This window comes from Methanosarcinales archaeon (genome assembly GCA_014859725.1).
Lineage (GTDB): Archaea > Halobacteriota > Methanosarcinia > Methanosarcinales > Methanocomedenaceae > Kmv04.
In genome coordinates this window covers 1-11,369 of the sequence record JACUTQ010000066.1, presented here as the reverse complement: position 1 = coordinate 11,369, position 11,369 = coordinate 1, and the positions used below count along the sequence as shown (strand labels likewise).

General features: G+C 43.5%; 10 protein-coding genes. 4 read left to right on the top strand and 6 right to left on the bottom strand.

All coding sequences use genetic code 11. From position 1 onward, the window contains the following. Window positions 1-257 precede the first annotated feature (257 nt). Window positions 258-662: a M67 family metallopeptidase gene (locus IBX40_07055; GenBank protein ID MBE0524072.1), complete on the bottom strand. Its 405-nt coding sequence runs from the start codon at window positions 660-662 to the stop codon at window positions 258-260. 14 nt (window positions 663-676) lie between these two features. Beyond that, a complete protein-coding gene (locus IBX40_07050) occupies window positions 677-1,651 on the bottom strand; it encodes a radical SAM protein (protein ID MBE0524071.1) in 975 nt (324 codons plus the stop codon). A 137-nt stretch (window positions 1,652-1,788) separates the two neighbouring features. On the opposite strand from IBX40_07050, the gene IBX40_07045 reads away from it, so the two are divergent. From IBX40_07045 to IBX40_07030, 4 genes are read left to right on the top strand one after another with little or no spacing between them, the layout of a single operon-like run. Beyond that, window positions 1,789-2,517, top strand: coding sequence for a helix-turn-helix domain-containing protein (locus IBX40_07045; protein MBE0524070.1), 729 nt, complete (start codon window positions 1,789-1,791; stop codon window positions 2,515-2,517). Between the two features lie 52 nt (window positions 2,518-2,569). After that, window positions 2,570-3,610, top strand: coding sequence for a hydroxymethylglutaryl-CoA synthase (locus IBX40_07040; GenBank protein MBE0524069.1), 1,041 nt, complete (start codon window positions 2,570-2,572; stop codon window positions 3,608-3,610). Window positions 3,611-3,615: 5 nt separating this feature from the next. Then, a complete protein-coding gene (locus IBX40_07035; protein MBE0524068.1) occupies window positions 3,616-4,788 on the top strand; it encodes a thiolase domain-containing protein in 1,173 nt (390 codons plus the stop codon). Between the two features lie 6 nt (window positions 4,789-4,794). Continuing rightward, complete coding sequence (locus IBX40_07030) at window positions 4,795-5,184, top strand: Zn-ribbon domain-containing OB-fold protein (GenBank protein MBE0524067.1); 390 nt, start codon at window positions 4,795-4,797, stop codon at window positions 5,182-5,184. A gap of 2 nt (window positions 5,185-5,186) precedes the next feature. Here IBX40_07030 and acs read toward each other — a convergent pair whose 3' ends face one another. From acs to IBX40_07010, 4 genes are all read right to left on the bottom strand, one after another. Further along, window positions 5,187-7,136, bottom strand: a complete 1,950-nt coding sequence (gene acs / locus IBX40_07025) for an acetate--CoA ligase (GenBank protein MBE0524066.1) — start codon at window positions 7,134-7,136, stop codon at window positions 5,187-5,189. 288 nt (window positions 7,137-7,424) lie between these two features. Continuing rightward, window positions 7,425-7,922 carry an Hsp20/alpha crystallin family protein gene (locus IBX40_07020; protein ID MBE0524065.1) on the bottom strand — a complete coding sequence of 166 codons (498 nt, stop codon included), beginning with the start codon at window positions 7,920-7,922 and terminating at the stop codon, window positions 7,425-7,427. Window positions 7,923-7,955: 33 nt separating this feature from the next. Further along, window positions 7,956-10,217 carry a CDC48 family AAA ATPase gene (locus IBX40_07015; GenBank protein ID MBE0524064.1) on the bottom strand — a complete coding sequence of 754 codons (2,262 nt, stop codon included), beginning with the start codon at window positions 10,215-10,217 and terminating at the stop codon, window positions 7,956-7,958. 64 nt (window positions 10,218-10,281) lie between these two features. Then, window positions 10,282-10,947: an ArsR family transcriptional regulator gene (locus IBX40_07010; protein MBE0524063.1), complete on the bottom strand. Its 666-nt coding sequence runs from the start codon at window positions 10,945-10,947 to the stop codon at window positions 10,282-10,284. Window positions 10,948-11,369 lie beyond the last annotated feature (422 nt).

Here is an 11,369-nt window from a genome sequence, read left to right as displayed (position 1 = left end):
TGAACATACTTTGTTTGTGGATTTGTCCCCTCAGACTAATCGGGGCGCATGATGTGCCCGGATAGATACTCCAACCTCTAATTAGAGTTTGTTTCCGGGTGCATCTAAATTTAAGCAGGATTCAAAGCAACAAATTTTTGCGAATATCTTCAGGAATAGTAATTTGATGACGTCGTGCAACTCTAGTTTTCATATAATTCCTATTAAATGGATAGGAATAAATAATTTTTGCATAAACATGAAATCAGTACATTCTGTTAAGAAAACTCGATGATCTCCACCTGTTTTACCCCCTTATCCCATTCATAAGCGTTAATCCCGTCAATCCCCGCAATGATCCATAAAGACCGATCATTTTCCATAGTCTCCTGATCCCAGGTTGAAGGTCTGGCCCGGGAATGTGGGTGTGTATGGTATACTCCTACAATATCAAGCCCTTCTTTATCAGCCAGGTTCCATATTCTGTAATGTTCCTGGGGGTCAAGTTCAAAACTTCGATCAGACGGCCTGGAATTCTTAATGGGAACAACTTTTTCCACTACTATCCAGCCCTTTTCATTTCTACCAACAAGCACACCGCAGGCTTCATTTGGTGAGTGTTTTTTACATTCAGCTTTGATCAATTGAATATGCTGATGTGAAAGCTTGACCCCGGGTGTCACCTTAAACACCGGATTCACAGGTCCCGATGTGGATTCAGGTCACATCCGGTACATGGCAGGCACATTGTCCTGGATACATCTGCCCTCAGTCCGTGTTCATCCAGTATCCTGCGAAGTATCCGGTTCAATTTAAGCAGCCTCTGGGCCGTGGGTCTTTCCACATCGATCTCACCAATCCTGAGCGGGTGCATACCGCCTGCTCTTATTATGGGGACTACTCCCATTGAGGCCAGTTCATTAAGTCCCGCCTCCACTGTTTCATCAGTTTCACCCAACCCCACTATGAAATTGGAATATACCCGGTTTTTGCCAAATATATCTACTGCATCTTTCAGGCATTCAAGAATAAATTCCAGACTCTGGCCAGGACAATCTTTTTTATATAATTCCCTGTCCATAGTTTCAACATTATATTTCACTTCCACAGCCCCCGCTTCTTTTATTTGACGGGATGAATCGGCTGTGGGATATACTGAGATTCCAATTGGTACATTGTATTTTTTAAGAGCCTTAGCAGCTTCAACTGCCCTGTCAACTTCCTCTTCCGGAGATCCTGCTACACCTGAAGTCAGGGAGATGGCTGTTAATTCCCCACTTTCATTAGCTTCATCAACCATCCGGATTATCTCATCCAGACTTTTTATCTTACCGTCCAATTTTGGGACCGGGCAAAATTTGCAGTCAAAAATACACTGTTCACTGATAGTAATATATGCCTGGCCCGGGCAATGTATGAGCTCTTCTTCAAGCTTTCCTCGAACCAGTTCATTTTTACCTTTATAAATTACAATATCGCCGTTATCGGCCACCCCTTTTAGGGGAGAGCCATCATCCACGGCCAGTCTTACCCTGTGATTGTCCCATCTGAAGAATATGGCTGTTCTACCAGCACCGGGACCGGCTGTAGGTGTGGTTATATGGCCAAGAAGAGCTTTGTCGATATCAATAGCACCTATGGCCAAAAGTTCAGCTTTTATTTCTGCATTTATCATAAGCTATATTTCCCTATATGATTAATATACACATATATATTCATGATTCATAAACCCTTTTTCGTCAAATGACGATGTGGTCTTCGTTTGGATTAGATAATTTTATATTATGTGCGATCAAATAACCTGACTGAATGCTAGGGGATAATTCAGAGTCAGATATAAGAAACCGCCTTGCTGAAAAGATGGCAGGAGAAATTACCCTGTCGGATCGGCCAGGTGAAGTTATGAAGAAGTGGAGATTAAATCTTGATGTTGCCCAGTCCGATCTCTCTGCTTGCCTGGATGTCTCTCCTTCTGTGATTAGTGATTATGAAAGCGGCCGCAGAAAGTCTCCTGGAACTGTTATCGTCAGCAAGATCGTAAATGCATTATTGGATATCGATCAGCGGCGAGGTAGCAAAAAGATACGTGCCTATGAAAATATGATCTCTGGGAGTTTTAATTCCAATGTCATTTATGATATCCACGAGTACACATCTCCCATGTCTATTGATGAACTTGCCAAGTTGATCAATGCAGACATAATACATAGACCAAGTTCAGATAATGAAAAACAGCTTTACGGATATACGGTGATCGACAGTCTAAAAGCAATCCTTGAATTACCGTATCATGAATTCCAGAAACTCTATGGTTGGAGTACTGAGCGAGCTATGATATTCACTTCAGTCTCCACAGGTAGATCTCCACTGGTTGCCATCAGGGTGACTAATCTGAAACCAGGTGTGGTTGTAATTCATGGGCTTGAAAAAAAAGACATAGATCCAGTGGCAAAAAAGATCGCTGAGGTGGAGAATATCTGTCTTCTGGCTACTATTATGCCAATGGAAAATATGATCAGAGCTCTTCAAGTACGTTAGAGGCGACCACAATATATTTTATAAAAATATTGTCTTTAAAAGGTGAATCATAATGAATGTAGGAATTGTATCATATGGTGCATATATCCCCAGATACCGTATTAAACTTGAAAATATCGCAGCAGTCTGGGGAGCTGATGGCCAGAGTTTTATAAATGGACTTCAGGTAAAAGAAAAATCAGTTCCTGATCTTGATGAAGATACTGTTACAATTGCAGTTGAAGCAGCCCGTAATGCAATAAAAAAACAAAATATCGATCCTTCCAGAATTGGTGCAATATATACTGGCTCTGAAAGCCACCCTTATGCGGTTAAACCCACAAGTACAATAGTAGCAGCAGCCATAGGTGCAGAACCTGTTCTAACAGCAGCAGATTTTGAGTTTGCATGTAAAGCCGGGACTGCTGCCATCCAGACATGTATGGGTATGGCAGGATCTGGCATGATAGACCTGGGTTTGGCAATAGGAGCAGACGTGTCTCAGGGCGCTCCGGGAGATGCCCTGGAATATACTGCAGCAGCAGGCGGTGCAGCCTATATTATCGGTACAAGTGACCTGGTAGCTTTGATCGAAGATACTTATTCTTTTACTACCGATACTCCTGATTTCTGGAGACGTGAGGGAATGCCATATCCTGAACACGGAGGCAGGTTTACAGGAGAACCTGGGTATTTCAAACATGTTACTTCCGCCGCAAATGGGCTAATGGAAAAGATGGGTACAAAACCATCCGATTATGATTATGCCGTGTTCCACCAGCCCAACGGTAAGTTCCCGCAAAACGCAGCAAAAATGCTGGGTTTCACAAAAGAACAGATCAAAACCGGACTGGTGGTCCCAATGCTAGGTAATACCTATTCTGGTTCGTGTATGATAGGACTGGCTGCGATCCTGGACGAGGCAAAAGCTGGAGATCGGATATTTATGACCGCTTTCGGGTCAGGAGCCGGCAGCGATGCATTCAGTATCACAGTGACAGATAAGATCGAAGAAATACGAAATAAAGCTCCAACAGTTAAACAGCTGCTTGCTAATCCAATTTATATCGATTATGCTACGTATGCAAAACATAAAAACAAAATAAAGGTGTGATCAGGATGCGTGATGTTGCAATAATAGGAGCTAGCTATACCAGGTTCGGAGAACTATGGGATCGTTCTTTAAGAGATCTGATCGTTGAAGCTGGTGTCGCTGCCATAGAGGATTCACACATACAGGGTGAAGAAATAGACAGCATTTATGTAGGGAACATGAGCGGCGGCAGGTTTATAGAACAGGAACATGTAGGCAGTCTTATAGCTGATTATGTGGGACTTGCAAGTGAACTGCACGTGCCTGCCACCAGGGTGGAAGCTGCATGTGCTTCAGGCGGTCTGGCTCTGCGGCAGGCAATCTTGGCTGTAGCTTCAGGATATGAAGATATTGTGGTGGCTGCAGGCGTGGAGAAGATGACAGATGTTAGCATGGATATAGCCACTGATGCTCTGGCAGCTGCAGCAGATAGGGAATGGGAGGGCATTAACGGTGCCACGTTCCCTGGGTTATATGCAATGATAGCAAGGCTTCACATGCACAAATACGGCACCACTTCAGAACAACTTGCAGAGGTTTCGGTAAAGAATCATTTCAATGGTTCCATGAACTCCAGGGCCCAGTTCAGGAACAAGATAACTGTGGATACTGTCCTGAACTCTGTCATGGTAGCAGATCCACTAAGGATTTTCGACTGCTCACCTATAACAGACGGTGCAGCTGCTGTAGTGGTTGCTTCAGCTGATATTGCCAAAAAATATACTGATACACCAATATATGTAAAAGCCACTGCCCAGGCCAGCGGAACCATTTCCCTGCATGATCGGGCTGACATAACCACCCTTGATGCCAGCGTGGTTGCAGGCCAGCGTGCTTACAAGATGGCAGGGATGACACCTGATGATATAGACCTGGTCGAGGTCCATGACTGCTTTACTATTGCCGAGGTCTGTGCCATAGAGGACCTTGGATTCTTTAAAAAGGGTGATGGAGGCAGGGCCACAGCAGAAGGAGAGACCTATTTAGGCGGAAAGATTCCTGTAAATACATCAGGCGGCCTCAAGGCATGTGGACATCCAGTAGGTGCCACGGGAATAAAACAGGCCGTAGAAATAACAGAACAATTACGAGGGACCGCAGGCAAGCGTCAGGTGGACGGTGCCAATATTTGTATGACCCATAATGTTGGAGGGTCGGGCGGTACTGCTGCTGTACATATATTTTCGAGGGATAGGTGATATTAGATGACAGTATCCAGATTTTGGAGAAAGATCCCGCACAGGTATAATCTTATAGGTACTCATTGTACGACCTGCAATGAATATTATTTCCCGCCGAGACAGATGTGTCCCAATTGTCGTAGGGATGGAAATATCGAAAGTCACAAATTCGCAGGAAAAGGCGAAGTGGTCACTTATACTGTGATCCATGCAGCAGCCAAGGGATTTGAAATGCAGACACCTTATAATCTGGCTATCATCAAACTGAATGAAGGTGCCAGTCTTACCGGCCAGGTCATATGCAAACCTGATGAGATGAGGATCGGTATGAGGGTGCACTCAGTATTTAGGAAACTGGGTGAAGAAAACGAGAAAGGCATGATCTATTATGGTACAAAATTCGTACCAGATTAGATTTATTTCACTATTGCTTCCTCAATTTCCTTAATAGCCTCAGGATTGGCAAGTGTGGAAATATCTCCGACTGCTTTTGCCAGAAGTAATGAGCGGATTACCCTGCGCATGATCTTGCCGCTGCGAGTTTTTGGAAGGTCATCGACAAAATAGATCTTATCCGGCCTGGCAAGCTTACCGATCTCTTCAGCCACATGATTTCTCAACTCATTAATCAGACTGTCCTCGGTTTTGACTCCCATCTTAAGCAATACAAACGCGGTGATACTCTCGCCCTTGATATCATCAGGCGCCCCGACCACAGCGGCTTCGCTGACCTTGGGATGGCTGACCAGTGCGGATTCCACTTCAGAGTTGCCTATCCTGTGACCGGAAACGTTCAATACATCATCACCTCTGCCCTGTACCCAGAAATATCCGTCACTGTCCACCCTGGCGATATCTCCTGATAAGAATTCTCCGGCTTCGTTCCAGTAATGTTCAACATACCTTTCAGGTTCATTGTATAAGGTATGCAGCATGGATGGCCAGGGGTTCGTTAATACAAGGTTCCCCCCTTCTTCCTCTACAGGATGGCCTTGTGCATCATTGACCTTTGCGCCATAACCTGGAAGAGGTCCTACTACAGAGCCGGGTTTCAAAGGTGAGAGAGGCAGCGGTGTTAATACGAAATTTCCCGTTTCAGTCTGCCACCAGGTGTCCATGATCGGACATCGTGATTTACCTATGGTAGTGTAATACCACATCCAGGCTTCAGGATTAATGGGCTCACCTACACTGCCTAAAAGCCGCAGGCTGCTTAGGTCATCCCTTTTAGTCCATTCATCACCCAAGCGCATATGCATCCTGATAGAAGTTGGAGAGGTATAGAACACTGTAACATTATGCCTGGCGATCATCTCCCATATCCTGTTTGGTTTAGGATAGGCTGGTGCACCTTCATACAGTACTGAGGTAACACCTAACATCAGCGGTGCATATACGATATAACTATGGCCCGTGATCCAGCCGATGTCGGCGGCACACCACCAGATATCATTTGGTTTAATGTCAAAGACCCATTTTAACGTCATGGCAATACCCACAGCATAACCCCCGTGGACATGTACCACACCTTTTGGCTTGCCAGTGGTGCCTGAGGTGTAAAGGATAAATAAAGTGTCATTCGAATCCATCACTTCTGTCTCACAAACATCAGGCTGATCTTTAATCAATTCATGCCACAAGAGATCGGATTCACCCATGGGGAAATCATTATTTGCCCATTGATACACTATAGTGTTCTTGATATCTGTTTTGTTGACTGCTTCCTTTGCCAGAGCTTTCAGATCGATCTGTTTACCTTTACGCCAGAAGCCGTCAGCTGTGATCAGTATCTTGGCACCTGAATCATTGATCCTTTCCTGCAGAGAATGGGCACTAAAACCTGAGAATACAGCCAGATGTATAGCACCTATCTTTGCACAGGCCAGCATGGCAATTGGAAGGGCTGGTATCATTGGCATAAATAACGCCACCCGGTCCCCTTTACTAACACCAAGACTTTTTAATGCATTAGCCAGGCGGTTAACTTCATGGTACATATCGAGGTATGTCAGTTTACTAACAATGCCCTGTTCTGATTCGAAGATATAGGCAATTTTATCTTCAGTGGGAGTACCAATATGGCGGTCAAGTGCATCATGAACAATATTATATTTGGCATTGGTGAACCAGCTAAAAAAAGGTTTATTGGAGTCATCCAGTACTTTATCATATGGTGTGTACCATTCAACCAGGTCCTTTTCTACTTCACCCCAGAACCATTGAATATCCTGGCTGCGTTTATGGAGGGTTTCTATATCAGGGATATTATGGGCATCCATCCATTGTTTCACATTACTCGCTTGGACCAGCTTTTCAGGTGGATAAAAAACTCTCTTTTCACCTAGTAATACTTCAATTTTTGACATTTATAAGAACTCCAACCATTTTATTTATTAATTAATTAGTTTATGAGAATGAATAAATTTCCCCCACCTTAACTGTGTGAACATTAAAACAAGTGCACTAACAAAACTCATTTATAGGATTAGCTCAATTATGAGATTGTTGGGCAGGAAATATTGTTTTTTTAAACACTAACCCCAACTCCCCTTCCTGCTCAACAATATATATTCTCAAAATAATAATTTAATAATAATTGAAGTAATTTTTTTAAAAAAATTGCGCCGATTTATTATCGGCACACGTTTCTTTTATTAATCCAGCTTAATTGATTTCTTATTTAATCCATCGTACTGGAAAACCACTTCCAGTACTCCGTTATTGTAACTAGCCTTTGCAGAATCAGGCAGTACCATGGCTGGCAGTTCCACATGTTCAGAATACTTCCTGTTTTCGCTGGATGCTTTGATATCCAGGGTTGTACCATTACTATCAAGAATGATATTTTCCTTTACAACACCTGGCATTTCAACTACCACGTGCAATGTATCCTCTGCTTCCATGATATCTATTAACGGTTTTCTGGTTCCAGATTCTCCCTGAACATCAGCTTCTATGAATCTACTGTCTTTCAGGTTCATTTTTCCGAATTCATGGATCTCAGGTGGTTGATCCCCTATCTGAGTAATGGAAAATCCCCACACATGGGGTTCTTTGTCAGGTTTAATTCTGGAATCGAGCATTCCCTGTATGATTTCGTTTATCTCTTCGAATATTTCGTCCATAGGATTTTTTCTTTTTCCGTAGCTCATTTTTCTCTTACCTCGTTAATTATTAGAATTTTTTTATGTGTAGCTCTTCAGCTTGTCTTCACTTAGATCTTTGTTTCCGATGGTGGCATACTGGGCAAATTCCTGGGCGATCTTAGAATAATCCTGGATATTATTTTTAGATGAAGTGGGTTTGACACGGGTCATTGCCCTGTCAAAATGATCCAGAGTGATATTAATGGATTTGGATTGTTCTTTGACAGTTTCCCTGTCCATACCCGGTTCTATCATATCCCTTAATGCCAAAATGGATGCTTCCCTGCAAATTGCCTCGATATCGGCACCTACATATCCGTCTGTCATCCTGGATAATTCATTCATGTCCACATTCTCATTAATCGGTTTATTTTTAAGATGAATCTTGAATATGGCTTTTCTTGCCTCTGCATCCGGAGGTGTGACATAGACCATCCGGTCAAGTCTTCCAGGTCTGAGTAGAGCAGGTTCGATCAGATCTGGCCTATTGGTTGCTGCAATTACCAGCACGTCCTTTAACTCTTCCATACCGTCCATTTCAGTGAGTATCTGGCTTATCACCCGCTCGGTAACATGGTTGTCGAAACCGGTTCCCCTGGGTGGTGCAATACTGTCCACTTCATCAAAGAAGATAATAGCAGGGCTGGCCTGCCTTGCCTTTCTGAATACTTCACGCACAGCCTTTTCACTCTCTCCAACATATTTGCTCATCAGTTCAGGACCCTTGATGCTAATAAAATTCGCATCACTTTCAGTGGCTATGGCTTTTGCCAGCAGGGTTTTGCCTGTACCCGGGGGTCCGAACAGCAGCAAACCTTTTGGGGGTTTTGAATTAATGGCTTCAAAAGCTTCCGGATACTTTAGCGGCCATTCCACAGCTTCGACCAATTCTTCTTTAATAGCTTCCAGTCCACCAATATCGTCCCATTTCACCTGGGGCACTTCAAAGAATACTTCCCTTAAAGCAGAGGGTTCGATATTCTTCAATGCCTCCTCGAAATCTTCTGTGGTAACCTGGAGTTTGTTTAATATTTCTGTGGGGATCTCTTCTTCGATATTGATCTCGGGTAATATTTTCCTGACAGCATGCATGGCAGCTTCTTTAGACAGGGACGACAGATCTGCGCCCACGAACCCGTGGGTACGCTCAGCTATCATTTTCAGTTTGCCCATATCATCTTCGCCATCACCTTTTAACTCCCCGGACAGCGGCATACCTCTGGTATGAACCTGCAGGATTTCCAGTCTGCCGTTCATGTCGGGAATACCTATTTCGATCTCACGGTCGAACCGCCCTCCCCGTCTCAGTGCTTCATCAATGGCATTGGGTCTATTTGTAGCAGCAATTACAATGACTTCGCCTCTACTCTTCAATCCGTCCATCAGACTGAGAAGCTGGGCCACCACGCGCCGCTCTACTTCACCAGTGACTTCGCCCCGTTTTGGTGCAATGCTGTCGATCTCGTCAATGAATATGATGGTAGGTGCGTTCTTTTCAGCTTCATCGAACATATCCCTTAGATGTTTTTCACTCTCACCATAATATTTGGATACGATTTCGGGACCGCTGATCGAGACGAAGTTAGCATCGGTCTCGTTGGCCACAGCCTTTGCAATAAGGGTTTTTCCTGTACCTGGCGGACCGTGCAGCAGCACACCTTTTGGTGGGTCGATACCTATTTTCTGGAAAAGCTCCGGATGCTTCAATGGCAGTTCGATCATCTCTCTGACCAGATCAATTTCCCGCCTCAAACCTCCGATATCTTCATATGTGGTCTGGGGTGCGGCCTTGATGAGACTCTGGTCGATCACTTCATCCTTAAGATTGATCTGTGTGTTCTTTCCCACAAATACCGGACCTGTGGGTTGGGTTGTAACTACTACAAAATTCAGGGGGTTGCTGACAGTATCAACCCTGATCTGCTGCCCTTTTTTAATGGGTCGCCCTTCTAACAATCTATGGATATACTGAGCTCCACCTACCAGTCTGACATGCTGGGTTGGGGCCAGAGTAATCCGTTTTGCTTCTTTTGCTTCTGCTTTTCTGATTATTACAATGTCGTCCAGGCTGATCCTGGCATTATTACGCACACTACCATCGATCCTTAAAAGCCCTCTTCCTCTGTCTTCAGGGTACGAAGGCCAAACAATGGCATAAGTGGTATCTTTACCTGCAATCTCAATATAATCACCACTCACCAGGCCCAACTGTTCCATTTTGTCACGCTGCATTCGGGCTATGTCACGCCCTACATCCCTATGGTGGGATTCCGCGACCCTTAGTGTCAATTCCGTGGTCATTTCTTTATCTCCATTTTTCTTTACTTATTATTAATATGTGATTTGATATATATTTACGTGATTATTAGATCAGACACAATAATTGTTTATTGTCGTGTTTTTTCTCATTCAGGATGTTACGGTCCAGCAAAGACTGTATATGTTCTTCTGTATAGTACTCAGGGAGTCCAAGATCCATAGACAAAGACCTTCTGTCCTGAGGTTTTTTTAAGACTGACAGCATGATCTCGGTCTCTGTACCGTTCTGGGCCAATTCATATATCCATTCAATACATCTGGCCATGACATCAGTCATTTCACCTTCGATCTCCAGCTGTGCTTTGGAAAGCAGGCGGCTTTTTGATTCCAATTCGAATAGATGCCGGTTCAGCATCTTAAGATTTGCAATTGATATTGATTCGTTGGAGTGGGGTTTTGACTGTTCCTGTCCTTGTTTTGTGGAATGATGCTGTGTGACTGTACTGGTCTCCACAGTATATGAGTACGGTGAAACAATTACTTCTAACTTGAAATTTTCTATGATGTTATAATATTTACGCCGCTGTCCCCTGGTTTTTCCCTGTATCAATCCGCTTTGTTCCAGCAGATCCAGATGACCCAGGACCGCTTTGGGCCCCAGGCCAATCCGATCTGTCAACTCGCTGACAAAATAGGGTCGGGAAGCTAGTAGTTGGAGGATTTTTCTACGGTTCGCATTTCCCAGTATGTCCAGCAATTCTGACGATTTCATAGACCTGTTAATCCTGATTGTTGATTTGTTGTTCATGTCGGGTTAGTAACCATGAGTGAGTATCCACAAGTTACTAACCAATAGTTAGTGGATATCATATATAAATATATCCTAACACATCATTAAATATAGTTAAATTTTATATAAATGTAGAAATTAAATCTATCAATAATAATCATATTTTGTGAAAAGTTGTTGAAAAATCCATTATTCTATTTCAATGCCATATTCTTAAGGCTCAATACAGTTGCTCAACTGCTTCATGATTTGGATTATAGTAATACGAATACATATGGGGACTTTAAGAATGTTGGCCAGGAATGGCGTTCCATATGGTGTGTATGACATAACGGATAATGTGGGATTATAAGACGTTTGTGGCGGAGATGGGGGTACAGCGTTATGCAAATGGAACAAAATTG